The sequence below is a fragment of the Klebsiella sp. RIT-PI-d genome, assembly GCF_001187865.1.
Taxonomy (GTDB): Bacteria; Pseudomonadota; Gammaproteobacteria; order Enterobacterales; family Enterobacteriaceae; genus Superficieibacter.
In genome coordinates this window covers 772,392-795,637 of the sequence record NZ_LGIT01000009.1, presented here as the reverse complement: position 1 = coordinate 795,637, position 23,246 = coordinate 772,392, and the positions used below count along the sequence as shown (strand labels likewise).

The window sequence follows — 23,246 nt, the reverse complement described above, 5'->3', positions numbered from 1 at the left end:
GCTAATAATTTTGCAGCGCGGGGGCTATTTCGCCAATCAGACCAGCGCTTAAAAACAGGCGATCAGGACGATATCAGGTTGGATTCAGAGGAGTCTTAGGGCCTTAACCCTTTTTCACAGGATTATATCCCGCCAGGAGGGAATTATGGACACCGTACTGCGATTATCAGGCTTGCGGAGTGACGCTATACGCCTGGATTGTGCAAACGGTAAAACCTGGTTTTTTGCAGGCCGGGCAAGCTCGCGCTGCCCGGCAGGTCGGGACGACTTAGTGCAGTTTGAGGCGCGGACGGATAACGCGGTTAATACTGCCGACCAGCATCATCAGGCCGGTTTTAAAGTAGCCGTGCAGCGCAATCTGATGCATACGGTAGAGCGAAATATAAACAAAGCGTGCAATGCGCCCTTCAATCATCATGGAGCCGCGCGTCAGATTACCCATCAGGCTGCCGACGGTTGAAAAGTTAGATAACGATACCAGCGAGCCGTGATCCTTATACTGATACGCTTTGAGTGATTTGCCTTTCATCTGGGCCAGAATATTATCCAGCGCGCAGGAAGCCATCTGGTGTGCAGCCTGAGCACGTGGAGGGACAAATCCGCCTTCCGGACGCGCGCAGGAAGCACAATCGCCAATAGCATAGATATCGGGATCGCGGGTCGTTTGCAGCGTAGGCTCCACCACCAGCTGATTAATACGGTTGGTTTCCAGACCGCCCAGATCTTTCATAAAATCAGGCGCTTTGATACCTGCTGCCCAGACCATCAGGTCGGCTTTAATGTACTCGCCTTCTTTGGTATGTAGCCCGCCTGCATCGGCACTAGTGACCATCGTTTGGGTCAGAACACGGACGCCAAGTTTAGTCAGCTCATTATGTGCTGCACCGGAAATACGCGGCGGTAACGCAGGCAGAATGCGTTCGCCCGCTTCTACCAGGGTGACATTCAACGCTTCATTGGTCAGTCCCTTATAGCCGTAGCTGTGCAGTTGCTTTACCGCATTATGCAGTTCAGCAGATAGCTCTACACCTGTTGCTCCACCGCCAACGATAGCAATATTGACTTTACCGCTCGCGCCCAGATTGGCAGAGAACTTGAGGAACAGGTTAAGCATTTCCTGATGGAAGCGGCGCGCCTGATGCGGGTTATCAAGGAAGATGCAGTTTTCTTTCACGCCTGGCGTATTAAAGTCGTTAGACGTACTGCCAAGCGCCATGATCAGAGTGTCATAAGCAAGCTTACGCTCGGGAACCAGTAATTCACCTTTTTCATCGCGCAGCTCCGCCAGGGTGAGCGTCTTACTTTCGCGGTTAAGATCGACAACCGATCCCAGCTGGAACTGGAAGTCGTGGTTACGCGCGTGGGCCAGATAGCTCAGCGCATCCACACCCTCATCCAGCGAACCGGTCGCCACTTCATGCAGCAGCGGTTTCCACAGATGGCTATGGTTACGATCGACCAGCGTAATTTTCGCCTTTTTGCCACGTCCCAGCTTTTTGCCCAGCTGCGTTGCCAGCTCAAGACCGCCAGCACCGCCGCCCACAATCACAATCTTTTTCAATGGTGTAGTCAACGTGACCCCCTAAAATTATTAACCAATTGTTAACTAAAAGTTATTAAAATAACGTTTAATTAACAACAAGTTACTGTATTGAAACCCTATCTACACCACGAGAATAACACGTCAGGGTCATTGGTCATACCAAAATTGATATACATCAAGTTTTGATGCTGAAAAGTTGAACAGCTGTAGACAACGGCCAAAAAAAAGGCCATCCCGGGGGATGACCTGATAAAAGCCCGTGACTACTAGCCCAGGGTTTTAAAGGCTTTAATGCGCTGTAAATGCATGGAGATATTTTTGAATTTATGCGTTTGCTCTTCATCCCAGACAATTTCATACCACGGGCATAACATTTCTGCACTGCGCTGGCTGTTAAGGGCCTCATCCTGACGGGAGAGGATCGCCATACAGCGGTCGCGGTTTTTCTCGCGGAAATTACTCACGCATTTGGTTGTAATATCCTCGTACTCTTCCGGACGATCGATTTTGCCTTCCATATTTTCTGCCGGAAACAGATTGGGGTTAAATACGACCTGGCGAATATCGCAGAGAAAGCCAATGCGCTCTGCCCAGAAACCGCCCAGCCCGACGCCGCAGATCAGCGGGCGGTCGTCAGCACTAAGCTGGAGCATCTTGTCCACTTCTTTAAGCAGATGCTGCATATCATGCTTCGGGTGAAGAGTACTGTAACTGATCAGCCGGACATCAGGGTCAATGAACTGAAGCTGTAACACTTTTTCGTGATTGCCCGGACTGTTTGAATCAAAACCATGTAAATAGATAATCATTGCATCCTCACACTACTTCGTATCCCCGAAGGGATTAATGGATTGCTTTGTATTCCTGCCAGCGCTCATGCAACTGTTCCAGCTGCGCACTTACTGTTTTCCAGCGTGGGGAATCCATTAGCTCCTGACGAGTGAAAGCTCCCTTATGATACAATTGCGTAACACGCTGCGCATTGATCGGCGACAGATTATCCAGAACACTGGTCATTCCTTTACGATCGTTGCACACCAGGATCATGTCGCAACCGGCATCCAGCGCTGCCTGACCGCGCTCGGCGTAGCTGCCCATAATCGCTGCCCCTTCCATCGAAAGATCGTCAGAGAAAATGACCCCATTGAAGTTAAGCTCGCCGCGCAACACGGTTTGCAACCACCAGGGGGAACCGCTTGCCGGGCGCGGATCTATCTGACTGTAAATAACGTGCGCCGGCATAATAGCGTCGAGGCGATTTTCGTTAATCAGGGTGCGGAATATCGTCATATCTCTGGCGCGGATCTCCGCCTCAGAACGGGTGTCATGCGGCGTCTCTTTGTGCGAGTCGGCGGTGACTGCACCGTGACCAGGAAAGTGTTTACCGGTGGTTTTCATCCCGGCCGCGTGCATTCCATCAATGAAACAGCGGGCCATTGCCAGCGCTTTTTGCGGATCGTCATGATAGGCACGCTCGCCAATCGCCGCGCTGATATGACCGACATCGAGAACCGGCGCAAAGCTGATATCAATGTCCATGGCAATCATTTCACTGGCCATCAGCCAGCCAGCCTCTTTCGCCAGCCTGCCGCCCTCTTCCATTCCGTGCAGTTCAGCGAAGGACTGCGCAGCAGGCAGTTGGGTAAAACCGTCACGAAAACGCTGGACCCGTCCGCCTTCCTGATCGACAGCAATCACCAGCCGATGGTGTGAGGCAGCACGAATTTGACGAACCAGCTCGCGCAGCTGCGCGGGATCGTGATAGTTGCGGCTAAAAAGAATTAATCCGCCCACCAGCGGATGCGCGAGGATCTCACGCTCTTCTGCATCCAGTTCAAAACCTTCGACATTCAACATTACCGGACCCACGCTTACCTCTCCTGTGATTTGTGTAGCTGTTTCCATATTTCATCGGCCAGGGCAATAAACTGCCCCTCACCGGTTTGCTGCCAGCGGCATTCAAACCAGCCTGCCATTAACATCAGCACCCATGGTCGCCAGCGTCTGACCTGCTGCCCTAGCTGCGAAGGCATAATGTGTGCGGCTGCCGCGTAATCGTTAATAAGCTGGCGTCTGAGCGCATCTTCTGGCATCCAGACTGACGCAAGTTCGAGCGCAATGTCCCCGTCCCCGGCATATTCCCAGTCGATTAGCCGTATGCCGCCTGCGGTATACACCAGATTACCGGCATGGACATCCATATGCAGCGGCGCTAAACGCAGCGGCTGGGGTTCACCTTGTCGTTTAAGCCGGGCGAGTTGCCGAAGCCAGAAAGGAGTACGCCGCGCGGGGGAACACGTTTGCCAGTAACGTTCAAGCAGCGGCGTAAGCGTTATACGCCAGCCAAAATGCCGCTGCTGGTGCAGATGATACAGCACCTGCGCCAGTTCGGCAGTCTCAGGAAGTGTGCTTTTTACCTCACCGTGCAGATAATCGACAACCATCCATCCACGATGGTAAAGAAAGGCTTTCGGGGCGAGGGTAACAGGCAGCTGCCGGAGCGCGTGATAGTGACGCAGAAAGTGATACTCAGAGGACTGAGGATCGTAGTGCTGACGCAGCACCCGCCGCTGTTGACCCTTTTCAATGATGCAACTCCCGCCGCCGAGCCCTGAGGAGGGCTTACGGGCGGCGGGATGATAGCCTGGTAAAAAGCGCGACAATAGCTGGTCACGCGACAGCTTATTGCTGTTGAACGGCACCTTTACCGGACCAGATAATTTCGCCCGTCTGCACCAGCATCAGCTGCATCTGAAGCGCCGGTGAATTCACATTTCCCGTAGCGTTTGAATACAACACATAGTTTGCGCCGACGTTGCGGGCAATACCAATTGCCTTACTGCGGCTGCCGAGGCTGTCCTGCGGTGAAAGTCCCAGCTGCTGTTTCGCCATTGACAGTTGCTGGGCCGATACCAGGGTAAATTTACCGTTATTGGCTAAGGCATTACGCAGCGCTTCCGTTGCTTCACTGGCGTTCAGCGAACCGTTAGTGCGGTTATTAACGCTGTCTACCAGCAGTACGCTACCGCTGTTAACCCCATCCGCCTGCAGCATTTTAGCGGACAGCGGGGCAATCGCGCTGCTCCAGTCATAGTGACGTTCACGCGGCGCAGGGGCTGCGGTGTTGTCCGGTTCTTCAATCGGTCCTGGCTGCGTCGGAACCGTCGGAACGTCAGGAACCGTTGGTACGGGCTGCGGCTGGACAGGCTGCGGCTGCTGAGTGCCCGGCTGCGCGGTATCAACCGGTGCAGGCTGCTGCTCTTTCGTTACGCACCCGGCAAGAAAAATCGCCAGAGCACTGATTAGCGCGAAACGACGTACAGTTATCATTGAGGTTTACTCCGTTATATTTTTATAAATAGAGATAAAGTCTGACTTTACGCGCACCCAAACCGTTTGCTGTTCCATGCAGCGTTACGGCGGAATTTCCCGGAATAATCACGCTGCGTGGCGCTTCCAGCGGGTGCATTTCCAGACCTCTGTCGTCATACCAGTAGAAACGATAGTGTAAAGTGACAGGTTCGCGCCGTTCATTGTATAAAGCAGAGGACGCGCTGGCCTGAATATCAGAATGTTTAACTTCCGGCGCCTCAGCACTAATCCCGGCCGCCAGTACTGTTGCTTCCATCACCAGCGTCTGGTTATCGCCAACGGGAATTTCCGGGCGCGGAGAGCCGCAGCCCGCCAGCAGAACTACCGTTAATAATGCAGCGTAGCGTCCTCTTCCCATGATATTAGCCTTTATGCGCAAGCATTGGGCCTAGCACGCGGCCGCCCAGCAGGTGCATATGAATGTGGTAAACCTCCTGACCACCGTGTCGATTACAGTTCATAATCAACCGGTAACCATCTTCAGCAATTCCTTCCTCACGCGCGATTTTGCCTGCGACAGTCATCATGCGTCCAAGGGCCTGTTCATGTGCTGCGGTCGCATCATTAATCGTTGGGATCAGGATATTGGGAATGATAAGGATATGGGTAGGCGCCTGCGGGGAAATATCACGAAACGCTGTTACTAACTCATCCTGATACACAATATCAGCGGGAATTTCGCGACGAATAATTTTACTAAAAATAGTCTCTTCAGCCATGACCTTTTCCTTAATTCATTTTGTGTGTCCGCCACCCGGCCGGTTTACAACCTGCCTGACATACAGAATACAACATCTATAAGAGTATGAGCGACTTACTCACGCTCTTTCAACTTTATCCGACGTTTTCTTTCCCTCTTCGCGTTTAGCCGCTGAGGGTTTACGCATAAAGCCCATCTAAACCGGTTAAGTATGGCTGAAACATTGTTCCGGAAACCCTTGTTACATCTGTTTACAGCGCGAACATAAATGCGTATATTTCGCATTTGCATTTACATGCGCGAATGCAATTCAGAATCATTACCTTGTACTTATTCCCGGCATCGCATCGGGATTAAGTCAAAATAGCAAACATAACAAAGGGTTCAACATGTCTTTCACTCATTCAACCAGGGACGCCCGGTACTCGTCTGCCGCCACCCCAACGCGTCTGGCCGTCTGCATTGCATTCGCCCTGATCCCTTCCGCCGTTTTCGCTGCTGATGCTAAAAAAGAAGATACGATTGTTGTCGATGGTGCTGCGGCCGGGGCAACTGACAATTCCGACAACCGGGATTACAGTGTCAAAGTCAGCACTGCGGGTACCAAAATGATGCTTGTGCAGCGTGATATACCGCAGTCGGTCAGCATTATTAGCGAGCAGCGCATGGAGGATCAGAATCTTCAGTCTCTGGGGGATGTGCTGAGAAATACTACCGGGATCAGCGAGACGTTTGCGGATTCCGACCGCGCCAGCTATTACGCGCGCGGTTTTGCCATCGATAACTATATGGTCGATGGTATTCCGACCCTGTTTGAATCCCGCTGGAACCTCGGCGACGCGCTTTCCGATACCGCCATCTATGAGCGTATTGAAGTTGTGCGCGGCGCGAATGGCCTGACCACGGGTTCCGGCAACCCGTCTGCCGCCATTAACATGGTACGTAAACATGCCGATAGCCGCGAGTTCAAAACCAATGTTTCAGCCGAATATGGCAGCTGGAATAAGCAGCGTTATGTCGCCGACCTTTCCACGCCGCTGACAGAAGATGGCCGAATTCGCGGTCGTATGGTAGCGGGCTACCAGAATAATGATAGCTGGATCGACCGTTACAATCAGGAGAAAAAATTCTTCTACGGCGTGGTCGATGTTGATCTGACCGACGCCACGCGCTTTTCTGTCGGTTATGACTATCAGGAAACCAATGTTGATAGCGCCACCTGGGGTGGCGCGCCGCGCTGGTACACTGACGGCAGCAAAGTTAACCCGGATCGTAGTTACAGCGCCGCGCCTGACTGGGCTTACAACGATAAAGAGTCTAAACGTACCTTCGCCACCCTGAATCAGAAGCTAGGCGGCGACTGGCAGTTGACCGTTAACGGTACGCATACCGAAATGAACCTCGACAGCCAGCAGCTGTACCTGGATGGGTTGGTGGATAAAACGACGGGGATGATGGTCAGCCCGTACGGTGCATCCTATCCTTACGTCGGCGGTACCGGTTATAACACCGGTAAACGCAAAGTTGATGCGGTAGATACCTTTGCCAACGGCTCTTATGAACTTCTGGGTCGCCAGCATGAATTGATGATTGGTACCAGCTATACCCGGCAGAATAATACCTACTACAGCTCATGGGCCAATATTGGCGATACCGAACTGGGTAGTTTCTATAATTATGATGGTAACTTCCCTGAGACTCACTGGAACCCGTTAGACCTGGCACAGGAAGATACGGTTCATCAGAAATCAGCCTACATGGCGACGCGTATCTCTCTGGCCGATCCGCTGCATGCGATTATTGGCGCACGTTATACTAAATATAATCTTGATACGCTGAATCAGCATCTGGAGAAAAATAACACCTCTCCTTACGCCGGGCTTATCTTTGATATTAACGATACCTGGTCAACTTATGCCAGCTATACGTCGGTATTTAAACCGCAAACCCAGCGTAATATCGAAAGTAAATATTTGTCGCCAATCACCGGCAACAACTACGAAGCGGGTCTTAAAAGCGACTGGATGAATAGCCGACTGACCACGTCTTTAGCCATCTTCCGCATTGAGCAGGATCATCTGGCGCAGTCTACCGCCGCCATTATTCCGGGTACCAGCGGTGAAACGGCCTATAAAGAGGTTGATGGAACCGTCAGCAAAGGCGTTGAGTTCGAAGTCAACGGCGCACTGACCGACAACTGGCAGATGACCTTCGGCATCACCCGTTATGTCGCTGAAGACAGCGAAGGCGAGGCGGTGAACCCGAATCTGCCGCGCACCAGTGCGAAGCTCTTCACCAGCTATCGTATCCCGGAATTGCAGGCGCTGACCGTAGGCGGCGGCGTCAACTGGCAGAACCATGTCTGGTCTGACGTGGCGGTTCCGGACGGCACTTATCGTTCTGAACAGGGCAGCTTCGCGCTGGTGGATCTGTTTGCCCGTTACAACGTCACAAAAGCCTTTTCCGTGCAGGCGAATGTGGATAACCTGTTCGACAAGAAATATGATACCAACGTAGACAGCCGCGGTGTGGTTTACGGCGAGCCGCGTAGCGTCTCCGTCTCCGCAAACTACAGCTTCTGATTAGCGTTTTCTCAGGGGGCCGCCCGGTCCCCTGTTCTTCTCTTAGTAAACCCACTAATTTTTGACGTTGTTCACGCTTATCCTTTCAGGGGATACTCTTCTGCTTTAACTCTGCCTCAACATTGTGCAGGGATTTATTTAACAGGAGAGTCTATGTTTCGTTTTATCATCGCCGTTCTGGGTTCATTTATGCTGATGCAATCTGCGTTCGCAGAGGCGCCGCGCCCTGAAATTGCGCAATATGTTAAGGGTTATACCGGTGGAGAAGGCGTGCAGGTCTGGACGTTACGCATCGGTCCTAAAGAAGATAACGAGTCGCTGGTACAAGTGGTCAACGTTGATAACGCCATGGATAAGAAAATCATCCGCTGCAAAATGCAACCTGCCAGCGGCGGTGCCACCAGCTATAAAACGGAAATTGACGGCAAATCGTGGGAATTGCTGCGGGTAAAAGATGGCTCAGGTGAGCTTTATCTGCCGGGTGAATCCTCATCGACCTGGGTCGCCTACGATCGGTCCCTGTCTCAGGAAGGAAATGCCGAACATTTTCTGACAGATTATCTGGCGCAGGAAGGGAAATAACCGTTCTGTACGGCATAAAAAAAGGCAGCGATTACGCTGCCTTTTATCTCCCCAACTTACCGATTAGCTTTGACGGATATACTCATCCATCTCCGTTTTCAGGTTGTCAGATTTAGTACCGAAAATAGCCTGCACGCCAGAGCCTGCAACCACAACCCCTGCCGCACCCAGACGTTTCAGGCCAGCCTGATCGACTTTAGCAACATCAGCCACGCTCACGCGTAAACGCGTAATACAGGCATCAAGGTTAGTGATGTTTTCTTTACCGCCGAAGGCGGCAACCAGGGCCGGAGCCATTTCGCTGGTTGCTCCTGCTTTCACATCGTCAGTATTGTCTTCACGACCCGGGGTTTTCAGATTCAGCGCTTTGATTAGCACGCGGAAAACCGTGTAGTAGACAATCGCATAGCAGATACCGACAATTGGGAACAGCCACAGCTTGCTGCTGTTACCGGACAGGACGATAAAGTCAATCAGACCGTGAGAGAACGACGTACCGTCACGCATACCCAGCAGGATACAGATTGGGAAAGCCAGGCCCGCCAGAATAGCGTGGATAATGTACAGGATCGGCGCAACGAACATGAAGGAGAACTCGATCGGCTCGGTGATACCGGTCAGGAACGAGGTCAGCGCGGCGGAGATCATGATACCGCCCACTTTTGCACGGTTCTCTGGTTTAGCAGAGTGCCAGATGGCAATTGCAGCAGCCGGCAGACCGTACATTTTAAACAGGAAGCCGCCGGACAGTTTACCCGCAGTCGGGTCGCCTGCCATATAACGCGGGATATCACCGTGGAACACCTGGCCGGCTGCGTTGGTGTATTCACCAATCTGCATCTGGAAAGGAACGTTCCAGATATGGTGCAGACCAAACGGCACCAGGCAGCGCTCAATAAAGCCGTAGATACCGAACGCCACTACCGGGTTCTGATAGGCAGCCCACTGAGAGAAGGTCTGGATAGCGGTACCAATCGGTGGCCAAATGAAGGAGAGCACGATACCTAAAAAGATCGCGGTCAGACCAGAAATGATCGGCACAAAACGTTTACCGGCGAAGAAGCCCAGATACTCAGGCAGCTTGATACGGTAGAAGCGGTTAAACATGTACGCCGCAATCGCACCGGCAATAATACCGCCTAATACCCCGGTATCCGCAAGGTGCTTAGCGGCGATCTCTTCAGGTGGCAGATGCAGCACCAGTGGCGCAACCACGGCCATGGTTTTTACCATGATGCCATAGGCGACTACAGATGCCAGCGCAGATACGCCGTCGTTATTGGTAAAACCTAATGCCACGCCGATTGCGAAGATTAAAGGCATATTAGCAAAAACAGAACCGCCTGCTTCTGCCATGACATGAGAAACAACTTCTGGCAGCCAGCTGAAGTTAGCCGAACCGACGCCAAGCAGGATACCTGCGATAGGCAGTACGGATACCGGCAACATCAGCGATTTACCGACCTTTTGCAGGTTAGCAAATGCATTCTTAAACATAGTGAGAGTGCTCCTGAGTATTTGTGCTTTTTTTACGCTTTCGCGCCTGAATGAGGGGGGAGAACCTCATTGTGAACCAGGTCTCTTAGGACCTTTATTTATTACACAGAGTAAAATAAATCACAGAATTTTTGTTTGACGACAATCACGTTTCCGCCATGAATGGTTAGCGAATTTTCATATATTTACGAAATATGTGCCAGTAAAGCTTATATGATGACTTCACCGCCCATTTTTAGGCGGTGAACTTTACTCGCTTCGGTCATTAATTACGAGTACTAAAAAAAAGATTATCAGGCGCTTTGCAGGCGAAGAGGATCGATATGAAACAGGCTGGCGAAGTTCTGTGTAGTATGCTGCGCCAGTTGCTCAAGCGTCACCCCTTTCAGCACGGCCATATATTCAGCGACATCACGCGTCATTGCCGGCTGATTTTCTTTGCCCCGATGCGGTACGGGGGCAAGATAAGGGGAGTCCGTTTCCACCAGCAGGCGATCGAGTGGTATATAGCGCGCGGCATCACGCAATTGTTCGGCGTTACGGAAGGTGACAATGCCAGAAAAGGAGATGTAAAAACCCATATCCAGTAACTTTCCCGCTGTTTCACGATCTTCCGTAAAACAGTGTAGTACTCCACCGCAATCCGTCACCTTTTCTTCACTCAAGATCTGCAATGTATCAGCGCGTGCATCGCGGGTATGCACAATGACTGGCTTATTCAGCTCACGTCCAATGCGAATGTGATCGCGAAAAGAGCGCTGTTGACGCGCTTTTGTTTCAGGAGTGTAAAAATAATCAAGGCCGGTTTCACCCATGGCAACGACGCCTTCTTCGGCTGCCAGGGTGCGTAGTTCGTCTGCGTCATACGTCTCATCCTGATTCAGCGGGTGAACGCCACAGGAAAATACGACGTTATTGCGACAGCCCACCAGCGCGCGCATGCTACGGTAACCCGGCAGCGTGGTCGCTACCGCAAGACAAAATTTCACATCGCGGGCTGCCGCTTTTGCCAGCACGTCGTCGACGTCTTTATGCAAAGATTGATAATCGAGGCCATCAAGATGGCAGTGTGAGTCGACTAAAAACATAATGTCTCTCTCAGAGGTGTGAAACAGGGAGTGCCACGCCGGGTTGCAGATAATGCTCCCAGCGTAGCAAACGATCGGTCAGCGTCAATTCGCGGTTGAGGCTGGGGACGGTCAATAATTGTTCGCGACAATAACAAATTTCCTGAGCAATAGCCCGTAATCTGCCGGCGGACAGCTCGTTTGCCAGACGCGTGACCAGCGGGATGGCATCAGCATTCGTCAACCAGGTGATGTGCTGCTTTATTTTTTGCGCGTCGAGCAACAGCGTCGCCAGCCAGTGCAGACGCATCGCCACATCTTCATGATTAAGGGTCGGCAAAAGCAATAGCCAGTCGTGCCGGGTCAGCGCCACGTCCAGTTCCTGACAAAGCTGCTGCCGGGTTTTCAGGGTGTCAGCCTGGAGAAGTTCGAGTGCTGCCGCAGGCGCATTTCCGCTCAGGCGCAGGCTGGTCAGCAAGACTTCCTGTGACGCTGTCACTTCCCTTGCCAGCCACGCCAGTGCATATGACTCCGCTGGTGGCGCAAGATGATGCAGTCGACAGCGGCTACGCAGGGTTGCCAGCAGATGCGCAGGCTCACGACAACCCAGTAAAAACCAGGTATTTGCCGGCGGCTCTTCGAGCGTTTTAAGTAACGCATTGGCGGCGGCATCCGTCAGTAACGCAGCATCATTGAGCCAGACAACTTTAGCCCCGCCCAGCCGGGCATGTTCATAAAGCTTTTCGCTTAGCTCACGCACAGCATCAATTCCCAGCGAACTTTTCCCTTTTTCAGGGGCCAGAACATAGTAATCCGGGTGCGTTCCCGCCTGCATCAACTGGCAACTGTGGCATTGCCCGCAGCTCTTATATCCTTGCGGACGCTGGCACATCAAATAGCGGCTAATAGCATACAGTAGCGAATCCGCTCCCATTCCGGGCAGCGCATGGAGCAACAAGGCATGATGACCCCGCCCGGCCTGATAGCTGGCAATCAGCGATTCTAAGTGGGGGCGCAGCCACGGATACCATTTCATTCCCCCTGCTCCTGTACCCAGGCGGTAATAGTTTCACGAATATCATGCATCACGTTTTCCAGCGGTTGTGTCGCATTAATAGTGATAATGGTGTTATCTGCGGCGGCCAGCTCCTGATAACGTGCACGCGTGCGGTTGAAAAAGTTAAGCGATTCCTGCTCAATGCGATCTAATTCGCCGCGCGCGCGGGCGCGCGTGAGGCCCACTTCAGGCGTTACATCCAGGTATAGCGTCAGGTCCGGACGAAAGTCGCCCAGTACCGCATTGCGCAGGGTGGCCAGCATAGTACGATCTACGCCGCGTCCCCCCCCCTGGTAAGCCTGAGTCGAGAGATCGTGCCGGTCACCAATGACCCACTTTCCGCTGGCCAGCGCAGGTTTGATCACCGTCTCAACCAGCTGTACGCGGGCAGCATAGAACATCAGCACTTCCGCTTTAACATTGATTTTTTCATCGCCAGTGGACTGGATGTCGAGTACCAGGCTGCGCAGTTTCTCAGCCAGAATCGTGCCGCCAGGTTCGCGTGTGAACAGTAAATCAGCGATCCCCTGCTCCTGCAATGTCTGCACCACGACGTCACGCGCGGTCGTTTTACCCGCGCCTTCCAGCCCCTCAATGACAATGTATTTACTGCGCATTTTTTTCCTTTCTTGCTTTCAGGTAGTCCTGCACCGATCGATTATGGCCGGCAAGGTTAGTATTAAAGGTATGCCCGCCTTTACCATCGGCAACAAAATAGAGATACGGCGTTTTTTCCGGGTGCGCGGCGGCGTTAAGTGAAGCTGCGCCCGGTACGGCAATTGGGCCTGGCGGCATTCCGGCAATCACGTAGGTATTATACGCGGTTGGCGTCTCCAGATCTTTACGCGTCAGGTTGCCATTATAACTCTCGCCCATCCCATAAATCACCGTTGGGTCGGTTTGCAGACGCATGCCAATGCGCAGGCGATTGATAAAGACGGAGGCAACACGCGTGCGTTCGCTGGCCACGGCAGTCTCTTTCTCAATGATGGAAGCCATGGTCATAAGCTGATTTTTATCTGTGAAAGGTAGCCCCTCCGCACGTCCCTCCCAGGCTTTATCGACTGCGGTAAGCATTTTGTGATGCGCGCGCTTAAGCAAGGCTACATCGGTAGTATTGGCGGTATACATCCAGGTATCTGGCCAGAACCAGCCTTCCACCCAATCCGCATGTTCCAGTTTCAGCGCCTCAGCCACGGTTGCATAACTGTCATCTTTTAGAGTGTGTTGAATGTAGGGCGCGTCACGAAGCTGTCGCAGATAGTCGCTGACCCGCATTCCCTCAACCAGGCGCAGGGGAAACTGTGCTTCTTTACCACTTTCCAGCAGCATGAGCATATCACGCACGCTCATATCCGGCGTAAAACGATAAGTTCCGGCTTTAAAGTGTGAAAGATCGGGCTCAATGCGCAGTAGCCACTGGAAAACGCGCGGGCGATTAATGACTTTCTCATTGTAAAGTTGCTCACCCAGCGCCATTCGGCCAGTGCCGGCGTTGAGGGTAAAGATTACATCCTCTTTAATCAGCAGTTTACTGCTCGCCAGATGGCGAACTTTCCACATACCTGCACCGGCGGCGATCCCCAGCACAACCAGTAACAGAAGGATAAGACATAATAATTTCTTCATGATGTAATCAATGGCTCACAACGTGGGAGTAAAAATTGATAAAGCTCGCGTGAAGGCCACTCAGTTCCTTCCCAACAACGAACCGGGACCAGCGGCAGAAGCGCATTACAGATAATAACTTCATCGGCGTCAACCAGCTCTGTTACCGACGCCTGAACTTCTCTGATGAGATAGGCTGAGGTCGACAAATGCTGCAGACAATGTTGACGCATAATACCCGCCACGCCTGCACTTTCAAGACGCGGCGTAAAAATCGTCTGGCCTTTGCGCCAGAAGATATTGGCGGCACAGCATTCCGTTAACCAGCCTTCACTATCAAGCACCAGCGCCTCATCAGCATCAGTTTGTTCAAGCTGCGTACGGATCAGAACTTGCTCAAGGCGATTGAGGTGTTTAATACCTGCCAGATGTGGATTACGCCCCAGACGCACAGGGCTAAGCGTCAGGGTGATACCTTCATCGCGCCAGCGAGAAAAATGGGCAGGATAGTCAGAAACGGCAATGATGCGTGTCGGAGTGTGGCACGCCGCCGCACTGTACCCCCGCCCGCCCGGGCCGCGGGTAACGATCGCTTTGAGCACCCCCTCGCCTTTTACGGTAGCGCACTGCTGCATTTCTTGACGCAGATCGGCCCAGTTCTCAAAGGGTATCCACAGCCGTTCGCAGGCAGACCGCAGACGCTGGATGTGAGCATCCAGCAGTGCAATTTGTCCCGCCGCGATCCTGGCCGTAGTAAAACAGCCGTCGCCAAATTGTATGGCCCGATCTGCAACGTCTAAGGTGTGATGTTTTTTACCATTTGTTAAGAACATGGGGGCTCCTTTTGAGCCGGACAGTCTGGCAGGATGGCAGCCGAAGAACAAGCGGAGAAAACGGAATTGAAAAAGCCCGCCAAAGCGGGCTTTTAAAGAGGGTCTCTGACGTCTTTTAGATCTTTTTAAAGATCAGCGAACCGTTAGTACCGCCAAAGCCGAAGGAGTTGCACAGGGCATACTCCAGTCCGCTAACCTGACGAGCCTCATGCGGGACGAAGTCGAGATCGCAACCGTCATCCGGATTATCCAGGTTGATGGTCGGCGGAATAGCCTGATCGCGCAGTGCCAGAATAGAGTAGATGGATTCTACTGCTCCGGCGGCGCCCAGCAGGTGGCCTGTCATCGACTTCGTCGAGCTGACCATTACGCTTCGCGCTGCATCACCAAAGACCGTTTTCACCGCCTGAGTTTCTGCTTTGTCACCGGCAGGTGTGGATGTGCCGTGAGCGTTCACATAGCCAATCTGGCTGGCGTCGATACCGGCATCGCGAATGGCATTAGCCATTGCCAGCGCAGCACCTTCACCATTCTCAGGTGGAGAGGTCATATGATAAGCGTCGCTGCTCATGCCGAAACCGATAATTTCCGCATAAATTTTAGCGCCACGCTTTTTGGCATGTTCGTACTCTTCAAGCACGATAATACCGGCACCGTCGCCCAGCACAAAACCGTCACGGTCTTTATCCCACGGGCGACTTGCCGCCTGCGGATTATCATTGCGGGTAGACAGCGCACGCGCTGCGCCAAATCCGCCTACGCCCAGCGGCGTACTGGCTTTTTCAGCACCGCCTGCCAGCATGGCATCAGCATCACCGTACGCAATCATACGCGCGGCCTGGCCGATGTTATGCACGCCGGAGGTACAGGCAGTCGCAATTGAAATACTTGGCCCACGTAGTCCCAACATAATCGTCAGGTGACCTGCTACCATGTTAACGATGGTAGACGGCACAAAAAACGGGCTAATCTTACGAGGACCACCGTTGAACAACGAGGTGTGGTTATCTTCGATAAGACCGAGACCGCCGATGCCGGAGCCGATAGCAGCGCCGATACGGGATGCATTCTCTTCCGTCACAACGAGGCCAGAATCCTGCATGGCCTGCCAGCCCGCAACAATTCCATATTGAATGAAGGCATCCATCTTGCGCTGTTCTTTGCGCGAGATGATGTCATCACAGTTAAAATCCTTTACTAAGCCAGCAAATTTCGTTGCATAGGCGCTAGTATCGAAATGGTCGATCAGGCTGATGCCACTCTGACCGGCAAGGAGAGCTTTCCAGGTAGACTCTACGGTATTGCCGACAGGAGACAACATGCCCAGTCCGGTCACAACTACACGACGCTTAGACACGGTTGTCCTCCAGGGAGGGAAAAATGATTCTAGTGGGACAAAAAGATAAAACTCAGGCGGTCGAATGACCGCCTGGAGATGTTCACTTACGCCTGGTGACCGTTGATGTAATCAATGGCAGCCTGAACGGTAGTGATTTTCTCAGCTTCTTCGTCCGGAATCTCAGTATCAAACTCTTCTTCCAGAGCCATTACCAGCTCAACGGTGTCAAGAGAATCTGCGCCCAGGTCTTCAACGAAGGAAGCATTGTTGGTCACTTCTTCCTGCTTAACGCCCAGCTGCTCGCCGATAATTTTCTTAACGCGTTCTTCGATAGTGCTCATACTCTTAAATTTCCTATCAAAACTCGCTTTCGCGATGGTTTTCGTAGTGTATAAAATGTTGAAAAATTTGCAACTAAATCCCGGCAGTTCTTACCACGATTTTACGCTATTTTGCGGGTGAACCCCTCAATAACGCAAACTATTTTGCACCTGTTTATGCTTAAAAACGTGCGGTTTGCGCGGTTCATGAGCATTCCGGGTGCATTGTGGTTAAACCATGTACATTCCGCCGTTGACGTGCAGGGTCTCACCAGAGATGTAACCCGCCTCGTCAGAGGCTAAAAATGCAACCGCACTGGCGATTTCTTTTGCATCACCAAGACGACCCGCCGGAACTTGCGCCAGAATACCCGCACGCTGCTCCTCAGAGAGCGCACGCGTCATGTCCGTTTCAATAAAGCCCGGAGCAACAACGTTTACCGTAATACCGCGGGACGCAACTTCACGTGCCAGCGATTTACTAAAGCCGATCAGACCCGCTTTTGCCGCAGCATAGTTAGCCTGACCCGCATTTCCCATGGTCCCAACAACAGAACCGATGGTAATAATACGCCCATGACGCTTTTTCATCATAGCGCGCAATACCGCTTTTGACAGACGGAATACCGATGAAAGATTCGTTTCGAGAATGTCATTCCACTCATCGTCTTTCATGCGCATTAACAGGTTATCACGTGTAATGCCTGCATTATTCACCAGAATGTCAACTTCACCAAATTCTGTGCGAATATTTCCCAGAACAGATTCGATAGATGCTGGATCGGTCACATTCAGCATAAAACCTTTACCGTTACTACCCAGATACTCGCTGATAGCCTGCGCGCCATTTTCGCTGGTCGCGGTGCCAATCACTTTTGCGCCGCGTGCAACCAGCGTTTCCGCGATTGCACGGCCAATGCCACGGCTTGCACCGGTAACCAGCGCGACTTTTCCTTCAAAACTCATGGTATTCCTCTTTTATTGTGCAATCGCCGCTGACAGCGCCTGCGGCTCATTGAGTGCCGAGGCGGTCAGGGTGTCAACAATACGTTTGGTCAGGCCGGTAAGCACCTTGCCTGGACCGACTTCATAGAGATGCTCAATGCCCTGAGAAGCCATAAATTCAACGCTTTTGGTCCATTGTACCGGACTGTAAAGCTGGCGCACCAGCGCATCACGAATTGCGTCAGGCGCGGTTTCACACTTAACGTCAACGTTATTAACAACCGGTACAGAGGGTGCGTTAAAGGTGATGTTTTTCAGCTCGGCCGCCAGTTTTTCTGCCGCCGGTTTCATCAGCGCGCAGTGGGACGGTACGCTGACAGGCAGCGGCAACGCACGCTTAGCGCCTGCGGCTTTACAGGCAGCACCGGCACGTTCAACGGCATCTTTATGTCCGGCGATAACCACCTGTCCTGGCGAGTTGTAGTTCACCGGAGAGACAACCTGATCCTGCGCGGACTCTTCACACGCTTTGGCAATCGCCGCATCGTCAAGACCAATGATGGCCGACATCGCACCGACACCCGCAGGAACCGCTTCCTGCATAAATTTGCCGCGCAGCTCAACCAGACGTAGTGCATCTGCGAAGTCAATGACGCCAGCACAAACCAGCGCCGAGTATTCACCCAGGCTGTGTCCAGCCATCAGCGCAGGCGCTTTACCACCCTGCTGTTGCCACACGCGATACAGCGCAACGGATGCGGCCAGCAACGCAGGCTGCGTCTGCCACGTTTTGTTCAGCTCTTCAGCCGGACCATTCTGCGTTAACGCCCAAAGATCGTAACCCAGCGCCGCAGAGGCTTCACGGAACGTCTCTTCAATAACCGGGTGAGCGGCGGCCATTTCAGCCAGCATGCCAACGGCCTGCGAACCCTGTCCCGGAAAAACGAATGCAAATTGCGTCATGTTATTATCCTTTATTTAGAAGCGAACCAGCGCTGAGCCCCAGGTAAAACCGCCGCCGAATGCTTCCAGCAGCACCAGTTGACCGCGTTTGATGCGCCCGTCGCGAACGGCTTCGTCCAGTGCACACGGCACTGATGCAGCGGACGTGTTGCCATGACGATCAAGCGTAACGACAACGTTGTCCATCGACATTCCGAGCTTTTTCGCCGTGGCGCTAATAATACGCAGGTTAGCCTGATGCGGTACCAGCCAGTCGAGCTGAGAACGTTCAAGATTGTTAGCTTCCAGCGTCTCATCAACGATGTGCGCAAGTTCAGTCACCGCAACCTTAAAGACTTCATTACCGGTCATAGTCAGGTGGACAGGATTATCTGGATTAACGCGATCCAGATTCGGCAGCGTTAACAGTTCGCCATAGCGACCGTCGGCATGAAGATGAGTAGAAATAATCCCCTGCTCTTCAGACGCGCTCAGCACCACTGCGCCTGCGCCATCACCAAAGATGATGATCGTACCGCGATCGGTAGGATCGCACGTACGGGCCAGGACGTCAGCGCCAATGACCAGAGCATGTTTTACGGCACCGGATTTGACATACTGATCGGCAACGCTCAGCGCATACGTAAACCCTGCGCAGGCTGCACCAATATCAAATGCCGGACAGCCTTTGATCTTCAGCATATTCTGGATCTGGCAGGCTGCACTGGGAAAAGCATGGGTCGCCGAAGTTGTGGCAACAATAATTAGTTCAATCTGTCCGGCATCAATGCCCGCCATGTCCAGCGCACGCTTTGCCGCCTCGAAGCCCATTGTCGAAACGGTTTCATTCGGCCCAGCAATACGGCGTTCACGGATACCTGTACGGGTGACAATCCACTCGTCAGACGTGTCGACCATTTTTTCCAAATCGGCGTTAGTTCGCACTTGTGCGGGCAGATAACTGCCGGTACCAATAATCTTCGTATGCATGTACGCTCAGTCACTTTTCGCTAATACAGATTTCAGGCGAGCGGCAATCCGCTGGGGGACTTGTCGCTGCACCGCCTGCACTGCCTGTTCAATCGCGACGCTAAACGCGCGCTGATTGGCTGCACCATGACTCTTAATCACCGTACCGCGTAATCCTAACAGACAGGCACCATTATACTGGTCGGGGTTGAGGTGACTGAATCGCCTTGTCAGGCTTTTTTGTAACCAGTGTTTTAATAACCACAGCCACCACGACCTTTTTTTCCCTTCACCCTGTGATTTCAGCAGCGAGAGAAACATTCTTACAACACCTTCCATGGTCTTCAATGTGACGTTGCCCGTAAAGCCGTCACAGACCATAACATCGGTTTTCCCGGTTAACAGTTCATTGGCTTCAAGGTAGCCAATATAGTTTATCGAGGGCACTTTTTTGAGTAATTCTGATGCCTGGCGGATATTATCCAGCCCTTTAGTTTCTTCTTCACCAATGTTTAGCAGCGCAACACGCGGCTGGGTAATGCCAATGACCTCTTCCGCCATCACCGCACCCATCACGGCAAACTGCGCCAGCATTTTACTGTCGCAGTCTACGTTGGCTCCCAAATCGAGTACCACCGTTTTTCCTTTTTGCTGATGAGGAAGGATCGTCACCAGCGCCGGGCGCTCAATACCCTCAATGGGTTTGAGCAATAATTTCGCCAGCCCCATTAGCGCGCCGGTATTGCCCGCACTTACACAGGCTTCGGCACGCCCTTCTTTCACCAGTTCCAGCGCAATACGCATGGAACTGCCCCGGCTGTTACGTACAGCCTGCGAGGGGCGGGCATCACTGGCAATAACTGACTGCGCAGGAACAACCTGCAGACGTGAACGTTGTTCAAAGTCAGCTCTGGCGAGTAATGGCGTGATAGCGTCGGGATCGCCGACCAGGAGGAGTATGAGTTGCGAATTAGAGTTCAGTGCCTGCAAAGCTGCAGGCACTGTCACGGAAGGACCAAAATCGCCCCCCATGACATCTAACGCCAGGGTTAGATGAGTCAAGATATCGTCGCTGCCCGGTTTGGTAATCCCCGCGTACACGGGGAGTTCCTCACTAAGCTTCACCACGCTTACACTCGTCAACGTTCTCGTGGCAGCGAACTGCAATGATAACGTCGTTGAGTATCGCGTGATTACTTAGCGATAACCTTGCGGCCACGGTAGAAACCGTCGGCAGTCATGTGGTGACGCAGGTGGGATTCACCAGACGCTTTGTCTACAGACAGGCTGGTAACTGCGGTCAGAGCGTCATGAGAGCGACGCATGCCACGTTTGGAACGGGTTGGTTTATTTTGTTGTACGGCCATGGACCTTACTCCTCAATTACGGTTTTTCCCCAGGTTAACGGGAAGCACCAATTACTTACGCTTTAAGCTGGCTAATACGGCAAATGGATTTGGTTTTTGTGCCTCTTCAGGCAGTTCGCCAAAGACCATGTCCGCGTCGGACACTTCACAGTGTTCAGAATCATGCACCGGAACTACCGGCAAGGAGAGGATGATTTCATCTTCTACCATCGCCAGCAGATCGATTTCACCGAAATCGTTAACCTCAATCGGCTCATACGCTTCCGGGAGTGCTTCAGCCTGTTCGTCGGAACGAACGGGGCTAAAACAATACGTTGTGTGAACGTGACGTACAAACGGTTTCCCGCAACGCTGACACTCAAGCGTTACCGTAACCTTCGCATCACCGGTAATGACCGCAAGACGCTGGTTATCGATAGCGAATGACATCGTGCATTCTACATCACTGTCCACACTGACAACAGACTCGGCGACGCGCTCCGCCAGATCGGGAGTATAAATACCCTGGTAATCGAGGCGTTTTTGAGCCGTACGAACCGGGTCAAGAGTCAGGGGTAATTTTACCTTTTGCATAGGGCGCGCATATTAACTTTGTAATGTCATAGAGTCAAAGAAAAAGGCAACCTGAGGATGCCTTTTGCCAATAATTCGCACACATTGCGGCCTATAGTTTAAAATGAGGCCATCCGATACGCTATATGTGAATGAAAAAATATATATGAGCCGACTTATTCTTGCATCGACTTCACCGTGGCGGCGTACGCTACTTGAAAAACTGGGGATGGCGTTTGAGTGTGCCGCACCGGATACTGACGAAACGCCGTTGCCGGGTGAAACACCGCGTCATCTGGTACTGCGTCTGGCCCAGGCTAAAGCGCAGTCGCTGGCAAAACGTTTCCCGCAGCATTTAATCATTGGATCAGATCAAGTCTGTGTGCTGAACGGAGAAATAGCCGGTAAACCCCTTACTGAAGAAAAAGCGCGTCAGCAATTACTGTACGCCAGCGGTAATATCGTCACCTTTTATACCGGGCTGGCGCTTTATAATTCGGCGACCGGACATTTACAAACTGAATGCGAGCCATTTGATGTTCATTTCCGTCATTTAAGCGAACAGGAGGTCGGCGATTATGTCCGCAGAGAAAATCCACTCCAGTGCGCAGGCAGTTTTAAAAGCGAAGGACTCGGGATTGCCCTCTTTGAAAGGCTGGAAGGCCGCGATCCGAATACGCTGGTCGGTCTGCCGCTGATTGCGCTATGCCAAATGCTGCGCCGTGAAGAGATGAATCCACTGTTAGGATAAAAGAACTGTGGGGATGAGGGCATATCCGGCTGCGGTGCGCTATATCGCGGCTTCGCCTTATCCGGCCTACAAATAGCGGTATCGTCGGGCTTTGTACCCTGTGAATGATGGTATCGCTGAGCCTCGGTCGCAGGCCCGGCAAGCGCAACACCGCCGGGCCTGGGTACTTATGTTTACTTCGCGCTACGCAATACCTGCAGGCACCGTTTAAGCCCGTCATCCAGCGGCGCTTCAATGCGCAATACGTCACCGGTACCCGGATGGGTAAATTTCAGCGCGGCGGCATGAAGAAACAGTCGGTTAAGCCCGGTTCCGGCCAGCTGTTTGTCAAATTCGCGGTCGCCGTAGCGATCGTCAAACGCAATCGGGTGACCGGCGTGCAGCGTATGCACGCGGATCTGGTGCGTACGTCCGGTGACCGGACTGCAACGCATCAGGGTGGCATGCTCGAAACGTTCTTCCACTTTAAAACGGGTTTCAGACGGCTTGCCCTCCTGATTAACCCGCACAATACGCTCGCCACTTTGCAAAATATTTTTCAACAGCGGAGCCTGAATGGATTTTACATGCGACTGCCACTGACCGCGTACCAGTGCCAGATAATCCTTCTGCATGCCTTTGTCGCGCAGTTGTTCATGCAGTGAACGCAGCGCCGAACGTTTTTTCGCAACCAGAAGCACGCCAGAAGTGTCACGATCCAGACGATGCACCAGTTCCAGGAAGCGCGCTTGCGGACGCAGAGCACGTAAACCTTCAATCACGCCGAAACTCAGGCCGCTGCCGCCGTGCACCGCCGTCCCCGATGGCTTGTTAAGCACCAGAATATGGTCATCTTCATAAAGAATGACATTCTCCAGGGCCGCGACTTTTTGCAGATGCGGTGAAACGGCGGCATCTTCACGTTCTGCCACTCGCACCGGAGGAACGCGAATTTCATCGCCCTCTTCCAGCTTATATTCAGGTTTTATGCGTTTTTTATTTACCCGTACCTCACCTTTACGCAAGATGCGATAAATCATGCTCTTTGGCACCCCTTTCAACTGGGTGCGCAAAAAGTTATCAATTCGTTGCCCGGCTTCATCAGCCGTTATAGCAATCATTTTTACGGAGGGATTCTCATTTTTCATAACCGGCGATTTTAATTAGCCATCCGCATTAGCGCCACTCATTTTTCTGTGCTTATATTTAACATCATCCAATCTCACCGCGTTTTCATGATG

25 protein-coding genes are annotated in these 23,246 nt (G+C 52.4%); 3 read left to right on the top strand and 22 right to left on the bottom strand.

Features of this window, described 5'->3' with window-relative positions; translation table 11 throughout:
* Positions 1-268 precede the first annotated feature (268 nt).
* The 7 genes from AC791_RS10255 to hinT form a co-directional block, all read right to left on the bottom strand.
* Positions 269-1,573, bottom strand: coding sequence for an NAD(P)/FAD-dependent oxidoreductase (locus AC791_RS10255; protein ID WP_049840350.1), 1,305 nt, complete (start codon positions 1,571-1,573; stop codon positions 269-271).
* Positions 1,574-1,809: 236 nt separating this feature from the next.
* Entirely contained in the window at positions 1,810-2,352 is a 543-nt protein-coding gene (gene ycfP / locus AC791_RS10250; protein WP_049840349.1) for an alpha/beta hydrolase YcfP, read from the bottom strand.
* Between the two features lie 34 nt (positions 2,353-2,386).
* Positions 2,387-3,400 (bottom strand): beta-N-acetylhexosaminidase, encoded by a 1,014-nt coding sequence (nagZ, locus tag AC791_RS10245; protein WP_199485512.1) that lies wholly within the window; start codon positions 3,398-3,400, stop codon positions 2,387-2,389.
* 14 nt (positions 3,401-3,414) lie between these two features.
* Positions 3,415-4,245 carry a thiamine kinase gene (gene thiK / locus AC791_RS10240; RefSeq protein ID WP_049840347.1) on the bottom strand — a complete coding sequence of 277 codons (831 nt, stop codon included), beginning with the start codon at positions 4,243-4,245 and terminating at the stop codon, positions 3,415-3,417.
* The gene (lpoB, locus tag AC791_RS10235; protein ID WP_049840346.1) at positions 4,226-4,873 is read right to left on the bottom strand and encodes a penicillin-binding protein activator LpoB; all 648 of its coding nucleotides are present in this window, start codon (positions 4,871-4,873) and stop codon (positions 4,226-4,228) included. Before lpoB ends, thiK begins: the two co-directional genes overlap by 20 nt.
* Before the next feature lie 22 nt (positions 4,874-4,895).
* Positions 4,896-5,273 (bottom strand): YcfL family protein, encoded by a 378-nt coding sequence (locus AC791_RS10230; RefSeq protein WP_049840345.1) that lies wholly within the window; start codon positions 5,271-5,273, stop codon positions 4,896-4,898.
* A 4-nt stretch (positions 5,274-5,277) separates the two neighbouring features.
* Complete coding sequence (hinT, locus tag AC791_RS10225) at positions 5,278-5,634, bottom strand: purine nucleoside phosphoramidase (protein ID WP_049840344.1); 357 nt, start codon at positions 5,632-5,634, stop codon at positions 5,278-5,280.
* A 370-nt stretch (positions 5,635-6,004) separates the two neighbouring features.
* Between hinT and fhuE the strand changes: the two genes are divergently transcribed.
* Positions 6,005-8,197 carry a ferric-rhodotorulic acid/ferric-coprogen receptor FhuE gene (gene fhuE / locus AC791_RS10220; protein ID WP_049840343.1) on the top strand — a complete coding sequence of 731 codons (2,193 nt, stop codon included), beginning with the start codon at positions 6,005-6,007 and terminating at the stop codon, positions 8,195-8,197.
* Between the two features lie 153 nt (positions 8,198-8,350).
* Complete coding sequence (locus AC791_RS10215) at positions 8,351-8,779, top strand: hypothetical protein (RefSeq protein ID WP_049840342.1); 429 nt, start codon at positions 8,351-8,353, stop codon at positions 8,777-8,779.
* A 63-nt stretch (positions 8,780-8,842) separates the two neighbouring features.
* Here the strand turns inward: AC791_RS10215 and ptsG are convergent, their stop codons facing one another.
* The 14 genes from ptsG to yceD all read right to left on the bottom strand — a co-directional run bounded on the left by ptsG (position 8,843) and on the right by yceD (position 21,296).
* Entirely contained in the window at positions 8,843-10,276 is a 1,434-nt protein-coding gene (ptsG, locus tag AC791_RS10210) for a PTS glucose transporter subunit IIBC (protein WP_049840341.1), read from the bottom strand.
* A gap of 293 nt (positions 10,277-10,569) precedes the next feature.
* The gene (locus tag AC791_RS10205; RefSeq protein WP_049840340.1) at positions 10,570-11,364 is read right to left on the bottom strand and encodes a metal-dependent hydrolase; all 795 of its coding nucleotides are present in this window, start codon (positions 11,362-11,364) and stop codon (positions 10,570-10,572) included.
* Between the two features lie 10 nt (positions 11,365-11,374).
* On the bottom strand, positions 11,375-12,379 hold the full coding sequence (gene holB / locus AC791_RS10200; RefSeq protein WP_049840339.1) for a DNA polymerase III subunit delta': 1,005 nt from the start codon (positions 12,377-12,379) through the stop codon (positions 11,375-11,377).
* Positions 12,376-13,017 carry a dTMP kinase gene (gene tmk / locus AC791_RS10195; RefSeq protein WP_049840338.1) on the bottom strand — a complete coding sequence of 214 codons (642 nt, stop codon included), beginning with the start codon at positions 13,015-13,017 and terminating at the stop codon, positions 12,376-12,378. Before tmk ends, holB begins: the two co-directional genes overlap by 4 nt.
* Positions 13,007-14,029 carry a cell division protein YceG gene (gene yceG, locus AC791_RS10190; protein WP_049840337.1) on the bottom strand — a complete coding sequence of 341 codons (1,023 nt, stop codon included), beginning with the start codon at positions 14,027-14,029 and terminating at the stop codon, positions 13,007-13,009. Before yceG ends, tmk begins: the two co-directional genes overlap by 11 nt.
* Positions 14,026-14,841 (bottom strand): aminodeoxychorismate lyase, encoded by an 816-nt coding sequence (pabC, locus tag AC791_RS10185; RefSeq protein WP_049840336.1) that lies wholly within the window; start codon positions 14,839-14,841, stop codon positions 14,026-14,028. Before pabC ends, yceG begins: the two co-directional genes overlap by 4 nt.
* A 115-nt stretch (positions 14,842-14,956) precedes the next feature.
* Positions 14,957-16,198, bottom strand: a complete 1,242-nt coding sequence (fabF, locus tag AC791_RS10180) for a beta-ketoacyl-ACP synthase II (protein WP_049840335.1) — start codon at positions 16,196-16,198, stop codon at positions 14,957-14,959.
* Between the two features lie 86 nt (positions 16,199-16,284).
* Positions 16,285-16,521 (bottom strand): acyl carrier protein, encoded by a 237-nt coding sequence (acpP, locus tag AC791_RS10175; protein ID WP_000103754.1) that lies wholly within the window; start codon positions 16,519-16,521, stop codon positions 16,285-16,287.
* Between the two features lie 210 nt (positions 16,522-16,731).
* Positions 16,732-17,466 (bottom strand): 3-oxoacyl-ACP reductase FabG, encoded by a 735-nt coding sequence (gene fabG, locus AC791_RS10170; protein WP_049840334.1) that lies wholly within the window; start codon positions 17,464-17,466, stop codon positions 16,732-16,734.
* A gap of 12 nt (positions 17,467-17,478) precedes the next feature.
* Entirely contained in the window at positions 17,479-18,408 is a 930-nt protein-coding gene (gene fabD / locus AC791_RS10165; protein ID WP_049840333.1) for an ACP S-malonyltransferase, read from the bottom strand.
* 15 nt (positions 18,409-18,423) lie between these two features.
* Complete coding sequence (locus AC791_RS10160) at positions 18,424-19,377, bottom strand: beta-ketoacyl-ACP synthase III (RefSeq protein WP_049840332.1); 954 nt, start codon at positions 19,375-19,377, stop codon at positions 18,424-18,426.
* A gap of 6 nt (positions 19,378-19,383) precedes the next feature.
* Positions 19,384-20,418 (bottom strand): phosphate acyltransferase PlsX, encoded by a 1,035-nt coding sequence (gene plsX / locus AC791_RS10155; protein WP_206742795.1) that lies wholly within the window; start codon positions 20,416-20,418, stop codon positions 19,384-19,386.
* 131 nt (positions 20,419-20,549) lie between these two features.
* Entirely contained in the window at positions 20,550-20,723 is a 174-nt protein-coding gene (gene rpmF / locus AC791_RS10150; RefSeq protein ID WP_049840331.1) for a 50S ribosomal protein L32, read from the bottom strand.
* Positions 20,724-20,774: 51 nt separating this feature from the next.
* Positions 20,775-21,296, bottom strand: a complete 522-nt coding sequence (gene yceD / locus AC791_RS10145) for a 23S rRNA accumulation protein YceD (protein WP_049840330.1) — start codon at positions 21,294-21,296, stop codon at positions 20,775-20,777.
* 145 nt (positions 21,297-21,441) lie between these two features.
* On the opposite strand from yceD, the gene AC791_RS10140 reads away from it, so the two are divergent.
* Complete coding sequence (locus AC791_RS10140) at positions 21,442-22,026, top strand: Maf family protein (protein WP_049840329.1); 585 nt, start codon at positions 21,442-21,444, stop codon at positions 22,024-22,026.
* A 173-nt stretch (positions 22,027-22,199) separates the two neighbouring features.
* On the opposite strand, the gene rluC is transcribed toward AC791_RS10140, so the two are convergent.
* On the bottom strand, positions 22,200-23,153 hold the full coding sequence (rluC, locus tag AC791_RS10135) for a 23S rRNA pseudouridine(955/2504/2580) synthase RluC (protein ID WP_049840328.1): 954 nt from the start codon (positions 23,151-23,153) through the stop codon (positions 22,200-22,202).
* Positions 23,154-23,246 lie beyond the last annotated feature (93 nt).